A 23,040-nucleotide genomic window follows, 5' to 3' on the forward strand; every position below is an offset into this window, starting at 1 on the left:
CCTTTCCCGATATCCGGACTTCCAGGCGATTGCCCGCTGTGTGAGTTCGGCCGCGACCTATTGAAGCAGATCATGCCGCTCTGGCGTTGGGTGGCCGAAAACGTCGCCTCGTTCGAGGCCACGCGTGTGCGATCCAAGAAACCATCACGAGCCGGTCACAGTTGAGCCTTAGCGGTTTGCGGCAAACAGAGGACCGTCCGCATGACTATCGTTCCTTTCGAAGCCCCCCGCTTTCGTACCACTGCCGTCTACTACAACCGCTTCCGTGTCCCCTATCCGGACAGGCTGATCGAACGCGTCGCCGAACGCACCGGCCTGAAACCCGGCGATCGTGTGCTCGATCTCGGCTGCGGACCAGGACCGCTCGGCGTCGCCTTCGCACGCCTCGCTGGCGCTGATGTGATCGGGGTCGATCCCGAGCCGGAAATGCTGGATGCCGCGCGCGAAAATGCGGCCGAAGCCGCCGTGAACATGAGGCTCATCCAGGGCTCCTCTTACGATCTCAACCCGGATCTGGCCCCGCTGAAACTTGCTGTCCTGGGCCGCTCCTTCCATTGGATGGACCGCCCGGCGACGCTGGTAGCGCTCGACGAGCTCATCGCGCCGGGCGGAGCTGTCGTTCTCTTCTCCGACAGGCATATCGCAGCGACACCGGATTGGCGTGATGTGCTGCATCAGCTGTCGGAGACCTATTCGCCGGAAAAAAGCGCCGAGCGTAAACTACGCCGCACGCCGGAATTCGGACCGCATGAGGCGGTCCTGCTGCGCTCCCCCTTCCGCAGCCTTGAACGTATCGGCATCGTCAACGAACGGGTAATCGGGACGGAGGATATCATCGGCCGCGCCTTTTCCATGTCCGTCACCTCTCCACAGGCGCTAGGCGACAAGACAGAGGAATTCGAGGCAGCTTTCCGCAGCGAGCTCGCCGCTTTGGCGCCGGACGGCACCTTCACCGAAATCGTCGAGGGCCATGCGATGATCGCCTTCCGAAACTAAGCAATTCCAGTAAAAGCGCGGAGCGGTTTTGCGTCCGGAATTGCGTGAATGCTTTGGGATTACTGCGCCGGGTCGAGCTTGCGGCGCATCGTGACCAGAAACTGCTCGGCGAGCGCCCGATCCTCGACCGCGCGGGCAAGAATGACGGCGCCCATCATCGATGAAAGCGTCGATGTCGCATTGGCGCGGCGCTCTTCCTCGGTCGCACCCGGCACCACCTCCTTCAGCACATCGACCAGCGCGGACAACCCCTCACTGAAGGTCGCACGAACCGCACCTTCGCTGCGGCTGACTTCCTGGATCAACGAGGCGAACACGCAGCTTCCGCCGGGATCATCAACCGTGCGCCAATGGATGTAGTGATCGAGCAGCGCCTGAAGCGGCTTGTCTGGTTCAGCGGCGATCAGCTCAAGCCAACGTTCTTCCACACGCTCGATCAGCTTGCGGCTGACCTCCAGAGCAAGGTCGTCCTTCGATTCGAAATGGCCGTAAAAACCGCCATGCGTAAGGCCTGCAGCCTTCATGATGTCGGCGACGCCGACGCCATCGAACCCATTCTCGCGGAAGAGCACGCTGGCCGCCGTCAGGATCTTCTCGCGGTTTTCTGCAAATTTCTCGCGGCTGACCCGCATTTTTCGTCTCCGGAAATGGTCGCTTGACAATTTATATGATGTCCATCATCAATACGCAACAAATATGATGGCCGTCATGTAAAGCGGCCTTCTATATGGTCCTCACGTCACAAACGGAATTTGCCCATGGTCTCTGCAGTCCTTGCATCATCCCTTGCCCGGCGAAACATTCACTATGGATGGGTGGTCGTTGGCGCCACCTTCCTGACCATGCTGGTAACCGCCGGCGCAATGGGCGCGCCGGGTGTCCTCATCAAGCCGCTGCAGGACGAATTCGGCTGGGAAACCTCGCAGATTTCCTCCGCCCTTGCCATCCGCCTGATCCTCTTCGGCCTGATGGGTCCGTTTGCGGCAGCCTTCATGAACTATTTCGGCGTCCGCAAGGTCATCGTCTTTGCGCTGGCCCTCATCGGCGCTGGCTTCGTTGGCTCGCTGTTCATGACCAAGCTTTGGCATCTGCTGGCGCTCTGGGGCATCGTCGTCGGCTTCGGAACCGGGCTGACGGCCATGGTGCTGGCAGCCACGATTTCCACACGCTGGTTCGTCAAGCATCGCGGCCTTGTCGTCGGCATGCTCTCGGCAAGTTCGGCAACCGGCCAGCTCGTTTTCCTGCCACTGATGGCGGAGCTGACCGAACGCTACGGCTGGCGTGCCACCGTCTTCTTCGTCTGCGCCATGATCATGGTCGCCGCTCTTCTCGTGCTGCTCTTCATGCGCGACCGCCCCTCGGACGTAAACCTGCCCTCGGTCGGCGAAACCCAGGTTGCGCCGGCCCCGGCCCGAGGCACGCTCGGCGCAGCGCTTGTAACGCCGATCACGGTTCTCAGGGACATTTCGACGACCTCGACCTTCTGGATCCTGTTTGCCACCTTCTTCATCTGCGGGCTCAGCACCAACGGCCTCATCCAGACGCATTTCGTCACACTCTGCGGCGACTTCGGCATCATGCCGGTCGCAGCCGCCAGCGTTCTCGCCGTCATGGGCATCTTCGATTTCTTCGGCACGATCGGCTCCGGCTGGCTCTCCGACCGCTTCGACAATCGCTGGCTGCTCTTCTGGTACTACGGCCTGCGTGGCCTCTCGCTGCTCTTCCTGCCTTTCAGCGATTTCAGCTTCTACGGCCTGTCCATCTTCGCCGTCTTCTATGGCCTGGACTGGATCGCCACCGTGCCGCCGACTGTCAAGATCGCCGCCGACCGCTTCGGCCGTGAAAAAGCCGGCCTCGTCTTCGGCTGGGTCTTTGCCGGTCATCAGCTTGGTGCTGCCACCGCGGCTTATGGCGCAGGCCTGTCGCGCACGGCCCTGGAAAGCTACCTGCCGGCCTTCTTCATTGCCGGCGCCTTCTGCCTGCTGGCCTCGGTCCTCGCGATCACACTGAAGAAATCCAGCCTCACTGCCCCAAGTGAGGCAGTCGCCCACTAAACCTCGATTTCCAAACGCCAAAACTTCGCCCGCCGTCTTGCACGCGCGGGCGAACGCATGTTAGACAGCCGCCTCGTATTTCGCTGCCCCATTGGCGGAATTGGTAGACGCGCTCGACTCAAAATCGAGTTTCGAAAGAAGTGCTGGTTCGACCCCGGCATGGGGCACCAAATATCTCTAAATAAATGGATTTTAAACTTCGCCCACGCCCCAGAGGGCGAGGGCATGAGCCTTGGCAGACGATGCCGAAGTTCCGGCGGAGTGGGATGCCGGCCCCTCAGCCTGCTGTTCAATCACACCGTCTGACCGTTTTTGTGACAGTGCCTTCATCTGTCTGACGGGTCACGCTGCGCGTGACGCAACGGTCACGGTCCCAATCGCGCCAGCGATCCCGTTCGCGCACCGCGCCGAACGTAATGCCGCGATCACTGATGGTAACGCCGGGCCGAGCGCGGTCACGGTCATAGTGGTCATAACCGTCATAGGCACGCTCGCGCATGACCGTCACGCTGCCTGCCATTGCAGGCGCTGCGGCCGAGCCCAGGGCAAGGACAGCGATTGCACAGTTGATGATGATCTTTCGCATCTCTCTTCTCCTTGTCGTCATGTATAGGCAACGACACGGGAGCTTAGTGGTTCGGCTCAAAAAGCCGGCCATTTAGGTCTAATCCATCCAAATCAACTCTTTAACTTTGCCGGTGCTTCATCCTAAAGTGCCGGCCGCGAGGCATTTTGAGAGGGCTGATGCATCAGGAAGCGGGATTGATTGCGACGGTAGCCATAAGCTTCGTCTTTGCGGCGGTTCTTGGCTATTGCGCCGACAGGCTGCGGCTGCCGCCACTGGTCGGCTATCTCTTCGCCGGCATTCTCATGGGACCGTTCACACCGGGCTTTGTGGCTGACACGGAGCTTGCGAGCCAGCTCGCCGAAATGGGCGTGATCCTGCTGATGTTTGGCGTCGGTCTGCATTTCTCCGCATCCGACCTGTTGGCCGTTCGCGGCATCGCCGTGCCGGGCGCGATTGGCCAGATCCTGTTTGCCACCCTGCTCGGCGTCGGCCTCGGCGAACTCTGGGGCTGGAGCCTCGGCGCCGGCATCGTCTTCGGCCTCAGCCTTTCGGTTGCCAGTACGGTCGTGCTCCTGAAAGCGCTGGAAGAGCGCAACCTCGTCAATACCGCCGGCGGGCGCGTGGCCGTCGGCTGGTTGATCGTCGAGGATCTCGCGATGGTACTGGCGCTCGTGCTATTGCCGGCCCTCGCCGAACTTCTGGGCGGGCATGCGAGCGACACTGCCTCGCATGGCCTCGACCTGCCGCTTTCGGTCACCATCGCACTCACCTTGCTCAAAGTCGCAGCCTTTGCCGCCATGGCGATCTTCCTTGGGCCGCGCATCGTGCCCTGGCTTTTGACGCTGATTGCCCGCACCGGCTCGCGTGAACTCTTCACGCTCACCGTGCTCGCCATCGCGCTCGGCATTGCCTTCGGTTCGGCGGCAATCTTTGGCGTTTCCTTCGCGCTCGGCGCCTTCTTCGCCGGCGTAGTCATGAGCGAATCCCATCTCAGCCATCGCGCCGCCGCCGATTCCCTGCCGCTGCAGAATGCCTTCTCGGTGCTGTTTTTCGTTTCCGTCGGCATGCTCTTCGATCCGTCGATCATTGTGCAGCATCCTCTGGCTGTGATCAGTGCTTTGGCACTGATCATCGTCGGCAAGGCAATCATCTCTTTCGGTATTGTCGTCCTGTTGCGCTATCCGATCGGCATGGGCCTGACGGCCGCCGGCGGCCTTGCCCAGATCGGCGAATTCTCCTTCATCCTTGCCGGCCTCGGCGTTTCGCTCGGGCTCCTGCCACATGAAGGACAGGATCTGATCCTTGCCGCCGCAATCCTTTCCATCACGCTGAACCCGCTCGTCATCTTCGTGGCCGAGAAGCTGAACCGCAAGATCAGGGTGAAATGGCCGCGCCTACATGAAAGCTACGGCCGGAAAAACCAGGACGCCCTGGCACGGGAATTGGAAAAGATCAGGGCGCTCGGCGAGGAGCGCGCACGCCAGCATCATCTGCGTATCCAGCAGCTGGTCGAGACCTTCCCGCTTTTCTCCGAAGTTGGCGAGGATGCGCTTGAGGAACTGCTCTTGCTGTTCAACCCCAAACTCGCCTCGCCCGGTGAACGCGTCATCCGCCGCGGCGACCGCGGCGACAGCATGTATTTCATCTCCTCCGGCGCGGTGGAGGTGCGGTTGGCAAGCGGCGCGGTGCGGCTTGAGCCCGGCGCCTTCTTCGGCGAAATGGCGCTGCTGAGCGGCGGACGCCGCACGGCCGATGTCATCGCCGTCGATTTCTGCCAGTTCGAAGTGCTGGAGCGGCGTGACTTCAACATGTTCATGTCTCGCCACCCCAACCTTCGCGCCATCGTCAGCGAAATGGCGCAGAAGCGCACCGAAATGAACGTCATGCGCCAGCAGTGGGAAAAATCCATGGACCTGTCGTAAGCGGTCGGAGCGCAAACTCGATCACGCTGTCGCCGTTTCATCCAGCTTCGGCCAGTAAAGATCAGAACGAAAATCGGCCGGGATGGGATCGAGGCGGCAGATAGCATCTGCAGCGAAATCGATCTGCATGGCGAAATATTGGAACGCCGGTGGCATCGGCACGCCGGCTGCTTCCATAATGCGGGAACGGTGATAGCCGCTGGCGTTCAAACGACGAGCCGCCTCACGCCTGATATCCTCGCGCTCCGGCCCCCGACCGCTCGCTTGCCTATCCCGCTCCCCTGCGGAACTCAGCCCGCCCTCTATGACCCTGAATTTCATGACATGCCCGGATTCGTCGAACGACAACCCAGCCTGACGTAGTTTGGCGCTTTTGCCATCCCGCAAGATCTTGGGAGGGAATGCCTGCATCAGATCACGAAAATTTTCAGCGCGAACGCCGCGAAGGCACAGCCCGAGCATTTACAGCGTCATGATCGCCCCCTAATGCTTTGTGCGTCGCAACAGAGAAAGGGAACGGATGCTCCGCAGACTTTACGACTGGACCATGTCTCTGGCCTCGAAGAAATCAGCCGAAGTCTGGCTCGCCGTCATCGCCTTCGTCGAAAGCTCCGTCTTTCTGGTTCCCGCTGATGTGCTCTTCCTGCCGATGGCGCTTGCCAAGCCTGAACGCTCCTATCGCTATGCACTCGTCGCCACTGTCGCATCGGTGCTGGGCGGCATCGCCGGCTGGGCGCTTGGCTATTTTGCCTACGAAACCGTGGCACGCCCGGTTCTGGAATTCTATGGAAAGCTCGATCAATTCGAGCAGATGAAATCCTACGTCACTTACGAGACGATCCTGCTGCTGCTCGTCACCTCGGGTCTCGCGCATCTGCCGCCGATCAAGATCGTCACGATTCTATCAGGCGTCATCCATGTCAGCCTGCCGCTCTTCATCGTTTCGGCGATCATCGCCCGCGGCGCCCGCTTCCTGTTCCTTGCCTGGCTGCTGCGTCGTTACGGCGAGCCGATCCGCCACTTCATCGAGAAGCGCCTTGGCCAGATCGTGGGCATCGGCGCGGCGGTCGTGATCGTGCTATATATCGCCTACCGATACTTTGCCCACTGAGCCAACTTCGCGGAGTTCCGCCATGAATGCCACCACCTCGCCGTTTGCCCGCCCTGGCTTCACCCTCTCGCTGCTGCTTGCCGTTGCCATGGCAGTGGTCGTCGGAACGGCCCTCGGCTTCCAGTATATTGGCGGCTATATTCCCTGTGCGCTCTGCCTGCTGCAGCGCCAGCCCTATTATTATGGGATTCCGATCGCGATCGTCGGCGCGGTGGCCGCCCTCATCGGCCTGCCGAACTGGATGACGCGCGCCATCATTCTTGCCGTCGGCATCCTGATGCTCGTCGGCGCCGGCATGGGCGTCTATCACGCAGGCGTGGAATGGCACTTCTGGGCAGGCCCGGCCACCTGCTCGACCACCGCAAACAGCATGACCACCAATGCCGGCGATCTGCTGGGCGAGCTGAACACGATCAAGGGGCCGTCCTGCACGGATGCGGCGCTGCGCGTTCTCGGCCTGTCCTTTGCGGGCTGGAATGTGATCGCAAGCCTGATCCTCGCAGCCTTCGCCTTCTGGAGCGTGAAGAAGACCGCGTAAGCGCTTAAAGCACGTCGCGCAGAAATGCGCAGCTAACGACTGCGTAAACCCAGGACTTCGAACCAATGCATCACGGCTGCAGCTCGGTATCCCAGTAGAGGTAGTCGAGCCAGCTGTCATGCAGATAGTTCGGCGGGAAGAGCCGGCCGTTATTGTGCAGATCCTGCACGGTCGGCTGGTACGGCTTCTGCGCAGGGAACATGCTTGCCTGCTTCGGAAGCTTGCTGCCCTTGCGCAGATTGCAGGGCGAACAGGCCGCCACGACATTCTCCCAGGTCGTCTCGCCGCCATGAGCGCGCGGGATGACGTGGTCGAAGGTCAGATCGTCATGAGCGCCGCAATACTGGCACTCGAACCTGTCGCGCAAGAAGACGTTGAAGCGGGTGAAGGCGGGATTGCGGGACGGCTGAACGTAAGTTTTTAGACACACGACACTCGGCAGCCGCATCGAGAAGCTCGGTGAGGAAACCTCATGCTCATATTCCGCGATAATGTTCACACGGTCGAGAAATACCGCCTTGATCGCGTCCTGCCAGGACCAGAGCGACAAGGGGTAATAACTCAGTGGCCGGTAGTCAGCGTTCAGGACGAGCGCTGGCAGGGCCTGTGGTGAGACTGCAATCGTCAAGGAGCCCTCCTGGATCGATTCGGCATCTGCACCTGTATATTAGGCCGGTTGTTACAGGATTGTGAAGTCCAATAAATTCAGGGGATAAAGGCAAATTGAGGGAGAGTGTCCGTTAGCCGATCGGCAGCACGTCGCGACGCATTTTTGCGGCGTAATAAGCCCAGAAAAGCCGGGCTGCGACCGAACGCCAGGGTGACCAGATTTCTGCAAGCCCTGTAAGTACTTTGGCTTGCGGGCGTTCAGCGAGACCGAATGCCGCAGCGACCGCCGCCTGAAGCGCCACATCACCCGCCGGAAATACGTCCACATGGCCGCCGCAGAACATCAGATAGACCTCTGCCGTCCATGGCCCGATTCCCTTCTGAGCCGTCAGTTCTGCGAGCGCTTCGCCAGGCGGTTTTTGGACCAGGGTCTGCAGATTGATTCGTCCGGATGCGACCGCTTGCGCAATCCGCGTCAGCGTATCGGCCTTGGCGCGCGATAGCCCAAACTCGCGCCAGGCATCGGGATGAAGCAATATGTAGGATTCCGCACTTAGCAGTCCGCTCGCCGGCTGCATGCGCCGCCAGATCGCCTCGGCGCTGGCGCGCGATACCATCTGCGAAACGATGATATGAGCAAGGCCGGCAAAGCCCGGCTCGCGCAGCCTCAGTGGGACAGGGCCGGCCTCCCTGGCAATCGCCACGAGCCGTGGATCGAGAACAAGAAGAGCGGCAAGCCCCTCTTCAATATCCTTTCCATTGCTGATGACCCGCACCTTGCCTCGCGATCGCTTCAAATCCATGTCAGAAGAAAGCATGATCACGACTCCGCGTCAAAAACCCGTCTTCCGTTTCGCCCCGAGCCCAAATGGGCCTCTGCATCTCGGTCACGCGCTGTCGGCTTTCCTCAACGACGACATGGCAAGAGCCATAGAAGGCCGGCTGCTGCTGCGCATTGAAGACATCGATCTGACGCGCTGCACACCCGAATTCGAAGCCGGCATCTACGCCGATCTCCAATGGCTTGAGATCGAATGGGAGCAGCCGGTGCGCCGCCAGTCGGAACATTTTTCCGAATATCAGGCAGCCCTTGATTCGCTGATCGAACGCGGACTGGTCTACCCCTCCTTCCTGACGCGCGGTGAGGTCAAAACCCGCGTTGCGGCTTACGAGCGGGTCAACCGCCCCTGGCCGCGTGATCCCGACGGCACACCGCATTATCCAGCTGACGACCGCGACCGCAGCGAGGACGAGCGCGGCACAATGCTGGCCTCCGGCTTGAAACATGCTTGGCGTCTGGACATGCACCGGGCAATGGATCTGATCGGCGAACCGCTGTTCTGGACGGAAACCGGCGACGAAAGAAAAGGTGAAATCCTGGCCGAGCCTGCCGCCTGGGGCGATGTCGTTCTCTCGCGCTCGGATGCGCCCTCCAGCTATCATCTGTCGGTCGTCATCGATGATGCGCTGCAGGGCGTGACCCATGTCGTGCGTGGACTCGACCTTTTCCACGCCACCTCGGTGCACAGGTTGCTGCAGAGGCTGCTCAACCTGCCGCAACCGGCCTATCATCATCATCGCCTCGTCGTGGATGGAGAGGGCCGGAAGCTTTCCAAAAGCCAGGGCGATACCGGCCTGGCGGAACTACGTGCGAAGGGGCTGTCAGCTGCCGGTATTCGCCGCCTTGTCGGGCTTTGAATCGGCAACGCGGTCACGCCCGACCACCGAAAAGGTGCGTGAGAAATTGCGCAACACCCTAAACTTCATCAATGCCGCATTGATCTCCGCACCGACGATGAAGATGACGCCCACCATGTAGAGGAAGATCAGCACGATCATGACGGATGCCAGGCCGGCATAGGTGGCGGTGTAATTGGCGAAGGTCGCGAGATAATAAGCAAAGATCAGTGCGCCGGCGAGCCAAAGCAGCAGGGTCAGAAATACACCCGGAACGACGTCGAACACGCGGCGTTTGCCCGAAGGCAGCCAGAGATGGACGACCAAAAGGCCGAGTGTCAGGAGCACCAGTGTTCCATAAATACGCCAGCCGAAGACGATTTCGAGCGTGTCGACGGCCGTTGGCAACCATTGGCGCACGACTTCTGGAAGCACTTCGAGAGTGTCGTTATGCAGGAGCCAATCGCGCGCATAATTGAGACCGACGGGAACGGCGACGAGCAAGATACTGATGGCGGCTACAATAATGACCGCAACAAGAACATAACCGAGGCTGAAAAGACGTGTCAGGTACCACGGCCTGGTTTCCTGCACCCGGTAGGCGCGGTTGAGAGAGATGCGCAGTGCCTCTACGCCATTCGAAGCGAAATAAGCGGCCGCCAGTACGGAGATCGTGAGAAGACCGCCACGGGGGATTGTCAGAACTTCGATAAGTTGATCCGAAAGCGGTTTGGCGATTGCCTCCGGCCAAGTGTCAAAGATGAAGTGGATCGCATAAGTCGAAAATTGGTCGGCACCAAGAAAATTGGCGAGTGCCGTGCCGAAGATCAGGAAGGGAAAGACTGCAAGCAGGCTGGAAAGCGCTACATGGCTTGCCATAGCAAAACCGTCATCGTCGATGAGGTGGCAGATGGCATCATAGATCACATCGTACAGCGTGCGCAGGAATTTCGGCATTCAGCTTCCCAATTGTATCCTTCCTGCGAATATGGGAAACGAGTCCCACTTTGTACAGGAATCATTGAATGGCCGATCAGCGCACCATCGTCGTGACCGGATGCTCTTCCGGCATCGGCGCCTATTGCGCGCGCGCCCTGAAAGCGGACGGCTGGCGTGTCTTCGCCACAGTGCGCAAGGTGGAGGATCTGTCGTCGCTTGAAGCAGACGGCATCGAAGCTTTCCTGATGGACTACACACAGCCTGAGACGATCTCGGCACTGGTGGGTGCAGTGGCCGAGCGCAGCGGAGGCAGGATCGATGCACTGTTCAACAATGGCGCCTATGGGCAGCCGGGAGCGGTGGAAGATCTGTCGACGCAGGCGCTGCGCGACCAGTTCGAGACCAATGTTTTTGGCTGGCACGAGCTGACCAGGCTGGTCATTCCCTTCATGCGCCGGCGCGGCCAGGGCCGCATCGTGCAATGTTCCTCGATTCTCGGCCTCCTGCCCTACCGCTATCGCGGCGCCTACACGGCGTCGAAATTCGCGCTCGAAGGCTTGAGCATCACCCTGCGCATGGAACTGCAGGGAAGCGGCATTCATGTGAGCCTGATTGAGCCGGGACCGATCACCAGCCGCTTTACGGCAAACGCGCTGGCAAAGATCAAAGAACATGTCGACCTGGAAAACTCGCCCCATGCGGTCGAATACCGCAGACAGCTTGCCCGCCTTGAAGGCTCAGGTCCGGTCAACCGCCACAAACTTGGCCCCGAGGCGGTCTATGCAGTATTGACGCGTGCATTGAACTCGAAAAATCCGAAGCCACATTATCCCGTAACGATTCCGGCTAAACAGGGCATATTGTTGAAGAGGCTGCTTCCGGCCAATCTCTTCTACCGCCTGATGCGCTGGACGGACTGAAGAAGAAAAGAGACTGCCATGTCCACAGTCACCTATGTCATCGCGATCATCGTCATGGGCCTCGTCGCTCTTGTGTTGATCCGCGGCCTGTTCAACATGATGAAAGGTGGCGATGCGAACCTTTCCAACAAGCTGATGCAGCTGCGCGTGCTGCTGCAGGCGATCGCCGTCGTCCTGATCATGCTGACGCTCTGGCTGACCGGCGGCGGACGCCCGAGCTGATCTGCGAGCCGCCGATGGTAAAGCTCAACAAGATCTACACCAGAACCGGCGATGACGGCACGACCGCGTTGGTCTCCGGTCCACGCCGCGCCAAGCACGACCTGCGCGTCGAGGCCTACGGAACCATCGACGAAACCAATTCGGCCATCGGCGTCGCAAGGCTGCATACGGCAGACCTGGCCGAACTCGACGCCATGCTGGCGCTGATCCAGAACGACCTCTTCGATCTCGGCGCCGATCTCGCCACGCCTGAAACCGCTGAGCCGCCGGCTTACGAGCCGCTGCGCGTCGTCGAAAGCCAGGTCACACGGCTGGAGCAGGATATCGACGGGCTGAATGCCGACCTGCAGCCGCTGAAATCCTTCGTTTTGCCCGGCGGCAGCGCTGCGGCCGCCCATCTGCACCTCGCCCGCACGATCGCGCGCCGCGCCGAACGGCTGATGGTGGCGCTTGCCCGAAGCGACGGAGAAATCGTCAACGCCGCAGCACTCCAATACGTCAACCGCCTCTCGGATTTCCTGTTCGTAGCCGCCCGTCATGCAAATAATGGTGGCAAGGCAGATGTGCTTTGGGTTCCCGGAAAAAACAGGTAGGTTCGCAGCCGTCACGATCGCCCGGGGGCAGGCCTTCATGTTCATACCGCTGCACGATGCCAATACGCTGAAACACATTAAGGTTCAGTGGGTCACACTCGGCCTGATGGCGGCAAACATAGCCGCCTGGATCTTCACGGCAGTCGAAAGCGATCAGGTCGCGCAGGCGGCAACCATCGGCCTCGGCTATATCCCGGCTATCATCTTCGGCCATGCGATGCTGGCGCCGGGACTGGAGATCGTGCCGGAAGCCGCTACGTACATCACCTATTCCTTCATCCATACGAGCTTCTGGCATCTTGCCGGCAACATGATCTTCCTCTGGGTCTTCGGCGACAATGTCGAGGATGCAATGGGACATCTGCGCTTCCTCGTCTTCTACCTCGCCTGCGCTGCGGCCGGTGCCCTTTGCCACGGCCTGCTGTCGACGACATCGGAAGCGCCCCTCGTCGGTGCATCGGGCGCAATTTCCGGCGTGGTGGCGGCCTATCTGATGCTGCATCCGCGCGTGCGGGTCTGGGTGCTGGTCTTCTTCCGCGTGCCACTACCGCTACCGGCCTTCATCCCACTCCTGCTCTGGGTTGGTCAGCAGTTTTTCATGCTGCTGATCGATCCTGACGGGAATGTCTCGTGGGGCGCGCATGTCGGCGGCATTATCGCTGGCGCCCTGCTCATTTTCATCCTGCGCCGGCCAGGCGTGCCGCTCTTCGACCGGCAGATCGTCACACCACGTGCCGTTCGCGATCGGCCGGTCCCCATCCGTGTCACCGCCTCCGGCATGCCCGTGCCGCCGCGCCTGCCCTGGGGACGGGACAAGCTTTAATATTGACGTGAACGTAAACGTTAATATATTGCCATCCAAATCGGCTGGCTGCGTCACGGAAGCGTTGTATTTGGAGGAAAAACGCGTATCCATGTCGCCATTCGACAATCGGAGCAGCGTCCAAGCGCGCATTTTCCCAGAAGTCTCTGTTGAAGGCCCATCTCTGTTCGAAGGAAGGACCCCATGAAAATTCTCGTCCCAGTCAAGCGCGTTGTCGATTACAACGTGAAGATCCGTGTCAAGCCGGATGGATCGGGCGTCGACCTTGCCAACGTCAAGATGTCGATGAACCCGTTCGACGAGATTTCGGTTGAGGAGGCCCTTCGCCTGAAGGAAGCCGGCAAGGCCGAGGAAGTGGTCGTCGTCTCGATCGGCCCGGCCAAGGCCGAGGAAACTTTGCGAACCGCGCTCGCCATGGGCGCCGACCGCGCCATCCTCGTTGAAACCGATGACGCTGTCGAGCCGCTCGCAGTCGCAAAGATCCTCAAGGGCGTTGCAGACGCTGAAAAGCCAGGCCTCATCATTGTCGGCAAGCAGGCAATCGACGATGATTCCAACCAGACCGGCCAGATGCTTGCAGCCCTTCTCGGCTCCGCCCAGGCGACCTTCGCCTCCAAGGTCGAGATCGCCGGCGCTGGAGAATCTGCAACGGCGACGGTCACCCGTGAGATCGATGGCGGCCTGCAGACCATCAAGGTCAAGCTTCCGGCCGTCGTGACGACCGACCTGCGCTTGAACGAGCCGCGCTATGCTACGCTACCGAACATCATGAAGGCGAAAAAGAAGCCGCTCGACAAGACGAGCCCGGCTGATTTCGGCGTTTCCACCGCGCCGCGCCTCAAGGTGCTGAAGACGGAAGAACCATCCGGCCGCAAGGCAGGCGTGAAGGTGAAATCGGTCGCCGAGCTTATCGACAAGCTCAAGAACGAAGCCGGCGTACTCTGAGATCTGGAAAGGGAGAACACGATAATGGCCATTCTTCTTCTGGCTGACCACGACAACGCGAGCCTTTCCGACCAGACTGCCAAGGCCCTGACGGCTGCGTCTCAGATCGGCGGAGATGTTCACATCCTCGTCGCCGGTAAGGGCGCAAAGGCAGCCGCCGACGCGGCTGCCAAGCTTTCCGGCGTCTCCAAGGTGCTGCTCGCCGAAAGCGACGAGCTCGCCAACAACCTTGCCGAACCGCTCGCCGACCTGATCATTTCGCTGGCTGGCAGCTATGACACCATCGTCGCCGCTGCCACCTCCACCGGCAAGAACGTTATGCCGCGTGTCGCGGCGCTGCTCGATGCCGCCCAGGTCTCTGAAATCATCGAAGTGGTTTCGCCCGACACCTTCAAGCGCCCGATCTATGCCGGCAATGCGATCCAGACGGTGCAGGCGACCGACGCCAAGAAGGTCATCACCGTGCGCACTGCCTCTTTCGCCTCCGCTTCCGAGGGCGGCTCGGCTACCGTCGAAGTAATTCCGGCGGTTTCTGGTCCAAGCCTTTCGAATTTCGTGTCCGACGCACTGTCGGCCTCCGAGCGACCGGAACTGACCTCCGCCAAGATCATCATTTCCGGCGGTCGTGCGCTCGGTTCAGCCGAAAAGTTCAAGGAAGTCATCCTGCCGGTCGCCGATAAGCTCGGTGCTGCCGTCGGTGCATCGCGCGCCGCCGTCGATGCCGGCTACGCCCCGAACGACTGGCAGGTCGGCCAGACTGGCAAGGTCGTCGCCCCGCAGCTCTACATCGCCTGCGGCATCTCAGGCGCTATCCAGCATCTCGCCGGCATGAAAGACTCAAAGGTCATTGTCGCGATCAACAAGGACGAGGAGGCTCCGATCTTCCAGATTGCCGACTATGGACTTGTCGCCGATCTCTTCGATGTCCTGCCGGAGCTCGAAAAAGCCCTCTGATCGGGCAGATTGCCTTCTTTTCGCACTTGCGAATGACTGGAAAATTGTCTTCTATCGGTCTACTACTTTTGCCGGGCGATCTTTCGTCCGGCAATTTCATATAAAAATACCGGCAGCGCGGGGGTGTATGCCGGGCGGGGGTTGGAGATGAGCGCGGTGTTGAAGAATATTGGTATCATTGGTGCGGGCCAGATGGGCTGCGGCATCGCGCATGTTTCGGCCGCCGCAGGATACAAGGTTCACATCTACGATCTGTCGCAGGATCGTATCGAGTCCGGCCTTGCCACCATCAACGGCAATTTTGCGCGTCAGGTGACGAACGGCAAGATGACGGATGAAGAGCGCAGCGCAGCGCTTGCGCACATCACCGGTTCAGCCGATGTCAACGATCTCGCTCCCTCCGATCTTGTGATCGAGGCGGCGACCGAGGATGAAAGTGTCAAGCGCAAGATTTACGCGCAGGTCTGTCCGGTACTGAAGCCGGAAGCTATCCTTGCCACCAACACCTCCTCGCTGTCGATCACACGTCTTGCGTCCGCGACAGACCGCCCCGAGCGCTTCATGGGCATCCATTTCATGAACCCGGTTCCGGTCATGAAGCTCGTGGAGCTGGTGCGCGGCATCGCGACCGAGGAAGCAACCTTCTCTGCCGCCCGGGAATTCGTCGCTTCGCTGGAAAAGACGGTCACAGTCGCCGAGGATTTCCCGGCCTTCATCGTCAATCGCATCCTGCTGCCGATGATCAACGAAGCGATCTATACGCTGTACGAGGGCGTCGGCACGGTCGATGCGATCGACACCGCCATGAAGCTCGGTGCCAACCATCCGATGGGGCCGCTGCAGCTTGCCGATTTCATCGGGCTCGATACCTGCCTCTCGATCATGCAGGTGCTGCATGACGGCCTCGCCGACAGCAAATACCGCCCTTGCCCGCTGCTTGTGAAATATGTCGAAGCCGGCTGGCTCGGCCGCAAATCCGGTCGCGGCTTCTACGATTATCGTGGCGAAACGCCGGTTCCGACGCGCTAGGCTCGTCCGTCATCAGAACGGGTGAATGGAACAAACGCCCGAGACATGCTTTCCTTCCGTCGAACGGAAGGAAAATGCCATGTCGAGCGAATTGCCGATGTTCCTGCTGCAGTGCGGCGTCCTGATCGGACTTGCAGGCGTCTTCCTCATTCGCGGCGCCGGCGACTCCTGACGGCCGCTCTTACGAACCCACCGCACCTTTGATCAGCGCCTTGGCATCCTCGCTGTCCCAGGCAGCCGGGCCATTCATGGCTGAGATCAGGCAGCCCTTGTCATCAAGCAGGAGCGTCACCGGAAGACCGAAGGCCAGGCCCTCCTTCTTCAGGCTGTTAAAGACGCCGATCGTGTTGTCGCGATAGAGCTGTAGCGCATCGACGCCGATTTCACTGAGGAACGCCCTCGGCTTTTCGTCGTCGCCGGTATCGATATTGACCGGCACGACCTGGAACTTGTCGCTGCCCATCTCTTTCTCCAGCGCATTCAGCGCCGGCATCTCCTCACGGCAGGGCACGCACCATGTGGCCCAGAGATTGAGAAGCACGGTCTTGCCGGAGAAATGATCGAGCGTCATCGGCTTACCGTCAGGGCCGTTGAAGGCGACGGTTCCAAGCTTCTTCGGCTGGTTGGCGGCAACCATTGCGGCAACCTGGCCCTTCATGAGCGGCGTCAGATTGGCGGCGCGCTCCTTCGTCAGCGGGCACTCGGCCGAAGCCGTATCGCCGATACCATTGCCAATGCCCGTCTCCTTCACGTATACCGCTGCCGCACCGGCAACAATGCCAGCAACGGCAGCGATTGCGATCAGTTTCACCGACGGCAGGCCGAAGGGTTTTTTCGTCGTCATTTCATTCTCCAGGACGGGCATCTTCCATGGCCGAGGACAACACGGACACCAAATCCTCCAACCAGATGTGGGGCGGACGTTTCGCCTCCGGCCCCGATGCGATCATGGAGGAGATAAATGCCTCGATCGGTTTCGACAAGAAGCTGTTTGCCCAGGATATCCGCGGATCGATCGCCCACGCCACGATGCTCGCCCATCAGGGCATCATTTCTGCCGACGATAAGGACAAGATCGTTCACGGGCTAAACACGATCCTGTCAGAAATCGAAAGCGGCAATTTCGAGTTCTCTCGTCAGCTCGAAGACATCCATATGAATGTCGAGGCCCGGCTCGCGACCCTGATCGGCCCCGCCGCCGGTCGCCTTCATACTGCCCGCTCGCGCAATGACCAGGTAGCGCTCGACTTCCGCCTCTGGGTGAAAGAAGAGCTGCAGAAAACCGAGGCCATGCTGACCAACCTGATCGCCGCCTTCCTCGACCGCGCCGAAGAACATGCCGACAGCGTCATGCCCGGCTTCACGCATCTTCAGACCGCCCAGCCGGTCACCTTCGGCCACCACTGCATGGCTTATGTGGAAATGTTCGGCCGCGATCGCTCGCGCGTTCGCCATGCGATTGAACATCTGGACGAAAGCCCGATCGGTGCGGCAGCGCTCGCCGGCACCGGCTATCCGATTGACCGTCACATGACGGCCAAGGCTCTCGGCTTCCGCGAGCCGACCCGCAACTCGATAGACACCGTTTCCGACCGCGATTTCGCCATCGAATTCCTGGCGATTGCCGCGATCTGCGCCGTGCATCTTTCGCGCCTCGCCGAAGAAATCGTCATCTGGTCGACGCCGCAATTCGGCTTCGTTCGCCTCTCCGACGCCTTCTCGACCGGCTCCTCCATCATGCCGCAGAAGAAGAACCCTGATGCGGCCGAGCTGGTGCGCGCCAAGACCGGTCGCATCAACGGCTCGCTGATCGCCCTGCTGACGATCATGAAGGGCCTGCCGCTCGCCTATTCCAAGGACATGCAGGAAGACAAGGAACAGGTCTTCGACGCCGCCGAAAACCTAGAACTGGCGATTGCCGCCATGACCGGCATGGTGCGCGACATGACGATCAACACTGTCAGAATGAAAGCGGCTGCCGGATCCGGTTATTCGACCGCGACGGATCTCGCCGACTGGCTAGTGCGCGAGGCGGGCCTTCCCTTCCGCGACGCCCACCATGTCACCGGCCGTGCTGTCGCACTTGCCGAAAGCAAGGGCTGCGATCTCTCGGAGCTTCCGCTTGCCGATCTGCAGGCGATCAATCCCGCCATCACCGACAAGGTCTATGACGTGCTGACGGTCGAAGCTTCGGTCGCCAGCCGCAAAAGCTTCGGCGGTACGGCACCTTCGGAAGTCAGGAAGCAGATCGCCTATTGGCGCGCTCGCAATTAAGTCATTTCCGGGCGAAATGGAGACCGTCCGCCGCCCGGAAATGCACACAGGCCGAAGCTTCAACAATCGGGGTGCACAAGGCTGATAAACTTCGCTATGAAGATGCCAGCCAGTGCCCCGTGCCCGATATGAGGATATTCATGCAGATGAGCTTGCCGCATTTCATCCGCCTTACGGTGGTTTTTGCCGTCATCGGCCTTGCCGTTGCCGGATGCGGCCGCAAGGGCGACCTCGATCCGCCGAGCGCCAACGCGACGAAGGGTGGCGATGTTTCCAAGCCGACGAAACAGCCTGGCACCGTCGATAAGCCCTTCATTCTCGATCCCCTTCTCTAAGGCCCGGCTACCGTGAACCATTTCGAGTACCGCGACGGCATTCTCTACGCCGAGAACGTTCCCGTTCCCGAGATCGCCAAGGCGGTCGGCACGCCCTTCTACGTCTATTCGACAGCAACGCTCGAGCGCCATTACCGGGTCTTCTCCGAGGCTTTCGGCGATGTCGATTCCATGGTCTGCTACGCGATGAAGGCCAATTCGAACCAGGCCGTGCTGAAGACGCTCGGCCGGCTCGGCGCCGGCATCGACGTGGTTTCCGAGGGCGAGTTGCGCCGCGCGCTTGCCGCCGGAATTCCCGCCAATCGCATCATGTTCTCCGGCGTCGGCAAGACACCGAATGAGATGGATTACGCACTCGAAGCCGGCATCTACTGCTTCAACGTCGAATCCGAACCGGAACTCGAAGTCCTCAATCAGCGTGCCGTGCGCGCCGGCAAGAAGGCGCCCGTTTCCTTCCGCATCAATCCCGATGTCGATGCCCGCACCCATGCGAAGATTTCGACCGGCAAGAAGGAAAACAAGTTCGGCATCTCCTGGGAGCGCGCCCGCGCCATCTATGCCCGCGCCGCCAGCCTGCCCGGCATCGAAGTAACCGGCATCGACATGCATATCGGCAGCCAGATCACCGAGCTGCAGCCCTTCGACGATGCCTTCAAGCTGCTGCACGATCTGGTCAACACGTTGCGCGCCGACGGCCATAACATCCACCACGTCGATATCGGCGGCGGCCTCGGCATTCCCTACAAGGACGACAACAACCCGCCGCCACTGCCGGACGCCTATGCCGCGATCGTCAAGAACCAGCTTCGCGCGCTGAACTGTAAGATCATTACCGAGCCTGGCCGCCTGATCGTCGGCAATGCCGGTATCCTCGTGACCGAAGTCATCTACGTGAAGGATGGCGGCGAGAAGACCTTTGTGATCGTCGACGGCGCGATGAACGACCTTATCCGCCCGACACTCTATGAGGCCTATCATGAGATCCGCCCCGTGGTGATTTCGGCCGCCAACGCGCCGCGCATCCGCGCCGATGTCGTCGGCCCCGTCTGTGAGACCGGCGATTACCTCGCTCTGGACCGGGAAATGGCGACCCCGAAGCCGGCCGACCTCCTGGCCGTCAGCACGGCCGGCGCCTATGGCGCGGTCCAGGCTGGCACCTATAATAGCCGCCTTCTGGTGCCTGAAGTACTGGTCAAGGGTGACGAATTCCATGTGGTTCGTCCTCGCCGCACTTATTCGGAGTTGATCGGTCTCGATTCCGTTCCGGCTTGGCTGGACTAAAAGTCGCAATCACTTTTTGGCGACCACACGCGAAAAACCGGTATTGACCGGTGCTCGCCCTCGCCTTCGCCACAAAGAGTGTTATCCTTTTCTTTCGTGAGCGTATTGCCCAGCAATCGCCGGAAGCGCCCTCTGTTCCCTGAACACCAGATCGCGGAGACCGGATTGATGACAAGCCCCGCAAGGCAGAAGAAAGGCGCATTCGCGCTTCAACCCTCTCTTGCGCGGCTGGTGGCGGCAAAGCGTTTCTTGGCCCGGATCGTGCTTTTTGCCGAGCAGGTCCTTCCGTTGCTGGTGCCCGCCCTTTCCGTCATCGCGATTTATCTCTCGGTCTCCTGGTTCGGCTTCTTCCGCTTTGTACCGGACTGGCTGCGCATCCTCCTGCTGATCGCCTTTGCCGCTGGCTTCCTTGTTTCCCTGCTGCCGTTCCGTAATCTTCGCTGGCCACAGGTTGTCGATGCCGACCGCATGCTGGAAGAGCGTAACGGCCTGCCGCACCAGCCAGTCATGGTGCAGGGGGATGAGCCCGCCTTCGATACGCCTTTCTCCCGCGCCCTGTGGCGTGAACACCAGACGCGCATGGCGCGGAAGATCGCGACATTGGACGCCGGCCTGCCGCGACCCGATATCGCCCGGCACGACCGCTTCGCGTTGCGTGCAATTCCAGCGCTGCTTGTTGTCACCGCCTTCGGTTATTCGCTGTCCATCAACGGCGGCTCTGTCGCCGATGCATTTCAGCCTGCACCTGCACAGGTTACGAGCAATCCGGCCGTGCGTGTCGACGCATGGGTGACCCCGCCCTCCTATACTGGCCGCGCGCCGATCTATCTGACGGCCGATGGCAGTGAACAGGCGCCGATCGGTGTTCCGCAGTTTTCCAGCCTGACGGTGCGCGTCAGCGGCGGCCAATCGGCCGAGAAGGTGCTGTTCAGGAAGGCCAATGGCGAAAGCCAGGAAATCGCTGTTCAGGAAGACACCCGGCCGCAGCAGCCAGCCACAAATGCCGATGCCCAACAGGTTTCGGGCGCTCCAGTCGCACCTCAGTTGATGGCGCAGACGCACATCATGAAGCTTGAGGAGAATGGCGCACTGCAGGCAAACGACCGCACCTGGAATTTCGACGTGCTGCCCGACAAGGCGCCGGAAATCGCCTTCGACGGCATGCCGCGCCGCGCCGTCAACGGCGCGCTGGAAATCGGCTTCACGGTGAAGGACGATTACGGCGTGCAGGAGGCTCATGCCGAGATCGTGCCGGTCGAATCCGATCCGGCCGCAACACCGCTCTACCCGCTGCCGGAGTTCCGGCTGGACATTCCCCGCCGCAACGCGCGTGACGGCAAGGGCCTGACGAGCAAGAACCTGACCGAACATCCGCTGGCCGGCAAACGCGTGCGCATCACCCTCGTCGCCAAGGATGCTGCCGGACAGACGGGCCGCAGCCCGCCCTATGAGATGATCATGCCGTCGCGTCCGTTCAGCGAGCCGCTGGCTGCGGCTGTCGCCGAAGAGCGCCAGACCTTCGCTCTCGATACCCGCAAGATGCCCGAGGCGATCGCGCTCAACGAAGCCCTGACAATCCGGCCCGAGGAGACGATCCCGAACACCACCCATTACCTGCTGATCGAGTCCGCGCTGACCCGCATGAAGCTCGCCAAGGGTGATGAGCAGCTCAAGGATACAGCCCAATATCTCTGGGACATCGCCCTCGGCATCGAGGAAGGTGATCTTTCGCTGGCCGAACGGCGACTGCGCGACGCCCAGCAGAACCTTGCCGATGCGCTGAACCGCAATGCTCCTGATGCCGAAATCAAGAAACTGATGGATGAGCTGCGCAAGGCGATGCAGGATTATATGAACGAGCTCGCCCAGCGCCTGCAGAACATGCCAATGCAGCCGAACCAGAATGCCCAGAATTTCCTGCGCCAGCAGGATCTGCAGCGCATGATGGACCAGATCGAAAACCTGGCACGCTCCGGCAATCGCGATGCCGCCCAGCAGATGCTCTCCGACCTGCAGCGGCTGATGAACAACCTGCAGACGGCCCGTCCGCAGCGCGGCCAGCAGCAGGAAAACAGCCAGCTGACGCAGCAGATGAACAAGCTCGGCCAGATCCTGCGCGACCAGCAGAAGCTGATGGACGAGACTTTCCGCCTCGACCAGCAGCTTCGCGACCGCATGCAGCGCGGCGATCCCAACATGGACGACATGATGCCGGGCGAGGAAGGCCAGCAGCAACAACAGCAGGGCCAGCAGGAGCAGCAAGGCCAACAGCCCGGCGACCAGATGACGGCCGAGCAACTGCGCGAAGCGTTAAAGCAGCTCCGTGGCCAGCAGGATGCACTCGGCAAGCAGTTGCAGGAACTGCAGAAGAGCCTTGGCGATATGGGTATGAAGCCAGGCGAAGGCTTCGGTCAGGCACAGCGCGAGATGGAAGGTGCCGGCCGTGACCTCGGCCAGGGCAACGGCAGCAGCGCCGTGGAAGGCCAGGGCCGGGCTCTCGAAGCCCTGCGACAGGGCGCACGTGACATGATGAGCCAGATGATGCAGGCGCAGCAGGGTCAACAAGGACAGCAGGGCCCGAACGGCCAACTCGGCCAGGGCAACCAGAACGGCCGCGATCCGCTCGGCCGCCCGCGCCAGACCGACCTCGGGCCGGACATGAACAACGATGTGAAGATACCCGACGAGATCGACGTTCAGCGCGCCCGAGAGATTCTGGACGCTATCCGCGAAAAGCTCGGCAACAATCCGACCCAGGCGATTGAGCGACAATATCTCGAACGGCTGCTGGATATTCAGTGATGCTGGGAGGATGAGGCTTTTGGCGTGCCTCGGAGGCACGCCCGGGCCATAAACGTCAGGCCACTAGCGCCCGTGCCACGGCCTTGCGGATGTCTGGCAAGGCGAACGGCTTCGGCACGACATCGATGATCTTTTCAGCGAGGTCGTCGGCCCGTTCGCGCTGTTCGGCATAGCCCGTCATCAGCAGGATTTTCAGCGCCGGAAAGGCGTCCTTCGCCTGATGCGCCAGTTCGATGCCGTCCATGACCGGCATACGGATATCTGAAAGCAGCAGGTCGTAGCTGCCGCCCTTCAACTTTTCCAGCCCTTCCGCCCCGTCGGCGGCTTCATCGGTCTCATGACCGTCAAGGCGTAGTGCCCGGGCTACGAAAGTACGAAGGGAATCCTCGTCTTCCGTGATCAGAATTTTTGCCATCTGTGCATTGCTCCGTCGTCATGCCCCGCGACC

General features: G+C 60.7%; 25 protein-coding genes and 1 tRNA gene. 18 read left to right on the forward strand and 8 right to left on the reverse strand.

Translation table 11 applies throughout. From position 1 onward, the window contains the following. Positions 1 to 201: 201 nt before the first annotated feature. On the forward strand, positions 202 to 996 hold the full coding sequence (locus tag AB8B33_RS20460) for a class I SAM-dependent methyltransferase (protein WP_439016706.1): 795 nt from the start codon (positions 202 to 204) through the stop codon (positions 994 to 996). A 59-nt stretch (positions 997 to 1,055) separates the two neighbouring features. On the opposite strand, the gene AB8B33_RS20465 is transcribed toward AB8B33_RS20460, so the two are convergent. Further along, positions 1,056 to 1,628 (reverse strand): TetR/AcrR family transcriptional regulator, encoded by a 573-nt coding sequence (locus tag AB8B33_RS20465; RefSeq protein WP_439016707.1) that lies wholly within the window; start codon positions 1,626 to 1,628, stop codon positions 1,056 to 1,058. Between the two features lie 126 nt (positions 1,629 to 1,754). Between AB8B33_RS20465 and AB8B33_RS20470 the strand changes: the two genes are divergently transcribed. Together AB8B33_RS20470 and AB8B33_RS20475 are read left to right on the forward strand one after the other, a co-directional pair. Beyond that, positions 1,755 to 3,050 (forward strand): MFS transporter, encoded by a 1,296-nt coding sequence (locus AB8B33_RS20470; RefSeq protein ID WP_439016708.1) that lies wholly within the window; start codon positions 1,755 to 1,757, stop codon positions 3,048 to 3,050. 85 nt (positions 3,051 to 3,135) lie between these two features. After that, a tRNA-Leu gene (locus AB8B33_RS20475) sits at positions 3,136 to 3,220 on the forward strand. Between the two features lie 119 nt (positions 3,221 to 3,339). Here the strand turns inward: AB8B33_RS20475 and AB8B33_RS20480 are convergent. Continuing rightward, on the reverse strand, positions 3,340 to 3,636 hold the full coding sequence (locus AB8B33_RS20480) for a hypothetical protein (RefSeq protein ID WP_439016709.1): 297 nt from the start codon (positions 3,634 to 3,636) through the stop codon (positions 3,340 to 3,342). 158 nt (positions 3,637 to 3,794) lie between these two features. Between AB8B33_RS20480 and AB8B33_RS20485 the strand changes: the two genes are divergently transcribed. Continuing rightward, entirely contained in the window at positions 3,795 to 5,540 is a 1,746-nt protein-coding gene (locus AB8B33_RS20485; protein ID WP_439016710.1) for a cation:proton antiporter domain-containing protein, read from the forward strand. 21 nt (positions 5,541 to 5,561) lie between these two features. Here the strand turns inward: AB8B33_RS20485 and AB8B33_RS20490 are convergent, their stop codons facing one another. Beyond that, complete coding sequence (locus AB8B33_RS20490; RefSeq protein ID WP_439016711.1) at positions 5,562 to 5,861, reverse strand: hypothetical protein; 300 nt, start codon at positions 5,859 to 5,861, stop codon at positions 5,562 to 5,564. Positions 5,862 to 6,060: 199 nt separating this feature from the next. Here AB8B33_RS20490 and AB8B33_RS20495 point away from each other — a divergent pair, with 199 nt between their 5' ends. Further along, entirely contained in the window at positions 6,061 to 6,651 is a 591-nt protein-coding gene (locus AB8B33_RS20495; protein WP_113183918.1) for a YqaA family protein, read from the forward strand. A 22-nt stretch (positions 6,652 to 6,673) separates the two neighbouring features. After that, positions 6,674 to 7,189, forward strand: a complete 516-nt coding sequence (locus tag AB8B33_RS20500) for a disulfide bond formation protein B (RefSeq protein WP_439016712.1) — start codon at positions 6,674 to 6,676, stop codon at positions 7,187 to 7,189. A 70-nt stretch (positions 7,190 to 7,259) separates the two neighbouring features. Here AB8B33_RS20500 and AB8B33_RS20505 read toward each other — a convergent pair whose 3' ends face one another. Beyond that, positions 7,260 to 7,817 (reverse strand): HNH endonuclease, encoded by a 558-nt coding sequence (locus AB8B33_RS20505; protein ID WP_007825539.1) that lies wholly within the window; start codon positions 7,815 to 7,817, stop codon positions 7,260 to 7,262. A 112-nt stretch (positions 7,818 to 7,929) separates the two neighbouring features. Continuing rightward, positions 7,930 to 8,616, reverse strand: a complete 687-nt coding sequence (locus AB8B33_RS20510) for a DNA-3-methyladenine glycosylase family protein (protein WP_439016713.1) — start codon at positions 8,614 to 8,616, stop codon at positions 7,930 to 7,932. On the opposite strand from AB8B33_RS20510, the gene gluQRS reads away from it, so the two are divergent. Next, complete coding sequence (gene gluQRS / locus AB8B33_RS20515) at positions 8,615 to 9,496, forward strand: tRNA glutamyl-Q(34) synthetase GluQRS (protein ID WP_439016714.1); 882 nt, start codon at positions 8,615 to 8,617, stop codon at positions 9,494 to 9,496. The genes AB8B33_RS20510 and gluQRS overlap by 2 nt on opposite strands. Here the strand turns inward: gluQRS and AB8B33_RS20520 are convergent. Continuing rightward, a complete protein-coding gene (locus AB8B33_RS20520; protein WP_439016715.1) occupies positions 9,461 to 10,432 on the reverse strand; it encodes a YihY/virulence factor BrkB family protein in 972 nt (323 codons plus the stop codon). The genes gluQRS and AB8B33_RS20520 overlap by 36 nt on opposite strands. Positions 10,433 to 10,500: 68 nt before the next feature. Between AB8B33_RS20520 and AB8B33_RS20525 the strand changes: the two genes are divergently transcribed. The 7 genes from AB8B33_RS20525 (at position 10,501) to AB8B33_RS20555 (ending at position 15,900) form a co-directional block, all read left to right on the forward strand. Continuing rightward, on the forward strand, positions 10,501 to 11,334 hold the full coding sequence (locus AB8B33_RS20525; protein ID WP_439016716.1) for an SDR family oxidoreductase: 834 nt from the start codon (positions 10,501 to 10,503) through the stop codon (positions 11,332 to 11,334). A gap of 18 nt (positions 11,335 to 11,352) precedes the next feature. Beyond that, positions 11,353 to 11,556: a twin transmembrane helix small protein gene (locus tag AB8B33_RS20530; RefSeq protein WP_112571731.1), complete on the forward strand. Its 204-nt coding sequence runs from the start codon at positions 11,353 to 11,355 to the stop codon at positions 11,554 to 11,556. Positions 11,557 to 11,570: 14 nt separating this feature from the next. After that, a complete protein-coding gene (locus AB8B33_RS20535) occupies positions 11,571 to 12,149 on the forward strand; it encodes a cob(I)yrinic acid a,c-diamide adenosyltransferase (protein WP_439016717.1) in 579 nt (192 codons plus the stop codon). Between the two features lie 37 nt (positions 12,150 to 12,186). Continuing rightward, positions 12,187 to 12,972 (forward strand): rhomboid family intramembrane serine protease, encoded by a 786-nt coding sequence (locus AB8B33_RS20540; RefSeq protein ID WP_113319687.1) that lies wholly within the window; start codon positions 12,187 to 12,189, stop codon positions 12,970 to 12,972. A 183-nt stretch (positions 12,973 to 13,155) separates the two neighbouring features. Then, positions 13,156 to 13,917 carry an electron transfer flavoprotein subunit beta/FixA family protein gene (locus tag AB8B33_RS20545; protein ID WP_439016718.1) on the forward strand — a complete coding sequence of 254 codons (762 nt, stop codon included), beginning with the start codon at positions 13,156 to 13,158 and terminating at the stop codon, positions 13,915 to 13,917. A gap of 24 nt (positions 13,918 to 13,941) precedes the next feature. Next, positions 13,942 to 14,871, forward strand: coding sequence for an electron transfer flavoprotein subunit alpha/FixB family protein (locus AB8B33_RS20550; RefSeq protein WP_113319689.1), 930 nt, complete (start codon positions 13,942 to 13,944; stop codon positions 14,869 to 14,871). 147 nt (positions 14,872 to 15,018) lie between these two features. Then, positions 15,019 to 15,900, forward strand: a complete 882-nt coding sequence (locus AB8B33_RS20555; RefSeq protein WP_310384840.1) for a 3-hydroxybutyryl-CoA dehydrogenase — start codon at positions 15,019 to 15,021, stop codon at positions 15,898 to 15,900. A 181-nt stretch (positions 15,901 to 16,081) separates the two neighbouring features. Here AB8B33_RS20555 and tlpA read toward each other — a convergent pair whose 3' ends face one another. Beyond that, a complete protein-coding gene (tlpA, locus tag AB8B33_RS20560) occupies positions 16,082 to 16,744 on the reverse strand; it encodes a thiol:disulfide interchange protein TlpA (protein WP_439016719.1) in 663 nt (220 codons plus the stop codon). Positions 16,745 to 16,770: 26 nt separating this feature from the next. Between tlpA and argH the strand changes: the two genes are divergently transcribed. From argH to AB8B33_RS20580, 4 genes are all read left to right on the forward strand, one after another. Then, a complete protein-coding gene (gene argH, locus AB8B33_RS20565) occupies positions 16,771 to 18,174 on the forward strand; it encodes an argininosuccinate lyase (protein WP_439016720.1) in 1,404 nt (467 codons plus the stop codon). Positions 18,175 to 18,314: 140 nt separating this feature from the next. Beyond that, a complete protein-coding gene (lptM, locus tag AB8B33_RS20570) occupies positions 18,315 to 18,509 on the forward strand; it encodes an LPS translocon maturation chaperone LptM (RefSeq protein WP_113319692.1) in 195 nt (64 codons plus the stop codon). A gap of 12 nt (positions 18,510 to 18,521) precedes the next feature. After that, on the forward strand, positions 18,522 to 19,790 hold the full coding sequence (gene lysA / locus AB8B33_RS20575; protein WP_439016721.1) for a diaminopimelate decarboxylase: 1,269 nt from the start codon (positions 18,522 to 18,524) through the stop codon (positions 19,788 to 19,790). A gap of 168 nt (positions 19,791 to 19,958) precedes the next feature. Beyond that, positions 19,959 to 22,592 (forward strand): TIGR02302 family protein, encoded by a 2,634-nt coding sequence (locus AB8B33_RS20580; RefSeq protein WP_439016722.1) that lies wholly within the window; start codon positions 19,959 to 19,961, stop codon positions 22,590 to 22,592. A 55-nt stretch (positions 22,593 to 22,647) separates the two neighbouring features. Here AB8B33_RS20580 and AB8B33_RS20585 read toward each other — a convergent pair whose 3' ends face one another. Next, entirely contained in the window at positions 22,648 to 23,007 is a 360-nt protein-coding gene (locus AB8B33_RS20585; RefSeq protein WP_112545534.1) for a response regulator, read from the reverse strand. Positions 23,008 to 23,040 lie beyond the last annotated feature (33 nt).

Origin of the sequence: Rhizobium sp. 768_B6_N1_8 (assembly GCF_051811225.1) — a bacterium.
In the GTDB taxonomy this organism is placed as follows: domain Bacteria; phylum Pseudomonadota; class Alphaproteobacteria; order Rhizobiales; family Rhizobiaceae; genus Rhizobium.

Coding starts and splice junctions, on each gene's coding strand:
- tlpA (WP_439016719.1), bottom strand. CDS start 16,744: ATGACGACGAAAAAACCCTTCGGCCTGCCGTCGGTGAAACTGATCGCA.
- AB8B33_RS20585 (WP_112545534.1), bottom strand. CDS start 23,007: ATGGCAAAAATTCTGATCACGGAAGACGAGGATTCCCTTCGTACTTTC.
- AB8B33_RS20500 (WP_439016712.1), top strand. CDS start 6,674: ATGAATGCCACCACCTCGCCGTTTGCCCGCCCTGGCTTCACCCTCTCG.
- argH (WP_439016720.1), top strand. CDS start 16,771: ATGGCCGAGGACAACACGGACACCAAATCCTCCAACCAGATGTGGGGC.
- AB8B33_RS20555 (WP_310384840.1), top strand. CDS start 15,019: ATGAGCGCGGTGTTGAAGAATATTGGTATCATTGGTGCGGGCCAGATG.
- AB8B33_RS20580 (WP_439016722.1), top strand. CDS start 19,959: ATGACAAGCCCCGCAAGGCAGAAGAAAGGCGCATTCGCGCTTCAACCC.
- AB8B33_RS20485 (WP_439016710.1), top strand. CDS start 3,795: ATGCATCAGGAAGCGGGATTGATTGCGACGGTAGCCATAAGCTTCGTC.
- AB8B33_RS20480 (WP_439016709.1), bottom strand. CDS start 3,636: ATGCGAAAGATCATCATCAACTGTGCAATCGCTGTCCTTGCCCTGGGC.
- AB8B33_RS20470 (WP_439016708.1), top strand. CDS start 1,755: ATGGTCTCTGCAGTCCTTGCATCATCCCTTGCCCGGCGAAACATTCAC.
- AB8B33_RS20510 (WP_439016713.1), bottom strand. CDS start 8,616: ATGCTTTCTTCTGACATGGATTTGAAGCGATCGCGAGGCAAGGTGCGG.
- AB8B33_RS20460 (WP_439016706.1), top strand. CDS start 202: ATGACTATCGTTCCTTTCGAAGCCCCCCGCTTTCGTACCACTGCCGTC.
- AB8B33_RS20465 (WP_439016707.1), bottom strand. CDS start 1,628: ATGCGGGTCAGCCGCGAGAAATTTGCAGAAAACCGCGAGAAGATCCTG.
- lptM (WP_113319692.1), top strand. CDS start 18,315: ATGCAGATGAGCTTGCCGCATTTCATCCGCCTTACGGTGGTTTTTGCC.
- AB8B33_RS20530 (WP_112571731.1), top strand. CDS start 11,353: ATGTCCACAGTCACCTATGTCATCGCGATCATCGTCATGGGCCTCGTC.
- AB8B33_RS20535 (WP_439016717.1), top strand. CDS start 11,571: ATGGTAAAGCTCAACAAGATCTACACCAGAACCGGCGATGACGGCACG.
- AB8B33_RS20495 (WP_113183918.1), top strand. CDS start 6,061: ATGCTCCGCAGACTTTACGACTGGACCATGTCTCTGGCCTCGAAGAAA.
- AB8B33_RS20520 (WP_439016715.1), bottom strand. CDS start 10,432: ATGCCGAAATTCCTGCGCACGCTGTACGATGTGATCTATGATGCCATC.
- gluQRS (WP_439016714.1), top strand. CDS start 8,615: ATGATCACGACTCCGCGTCAAAAACCCGTCTTCCGTTTCGCCCCGAGC.
- AB8B33_RS20490 (WP_439016711.1), bottom strand. CDS start 5,861: ATGAAATTCAGGGTCATAGAGGGCGGGCTGAGTTCCGCAGGGGAGCGG.
- AB8B33_RS20540 (WP_113319687.1), top strand. CDS start 12,187: ATGTTCATACCGCTGCACGATGCCAATACGCTGAAACACATTAAGGTT.
- AB8B33_RS20525 (WP_439016716.1), top strand. CDS start 10,501: ATGGCCGATCAGCGCACCATCGTCGTGACCGGATGCTCTTCCGGCATC.
- AB8B33_RS20550 (WP_113319689.1), top strand. CDS start 13,942: ATGGCCATTCTTCTTCTGGCTGACCACGACAACGCGAGCCTTTCCGAC.
- AB8B33_RS20545 (WP_439016718.1), top strand. CDS start 13,156: ATGAAAATTCTCGTCCCAGTCAAGCGCGTTGTCGATTACAACGTGAAG.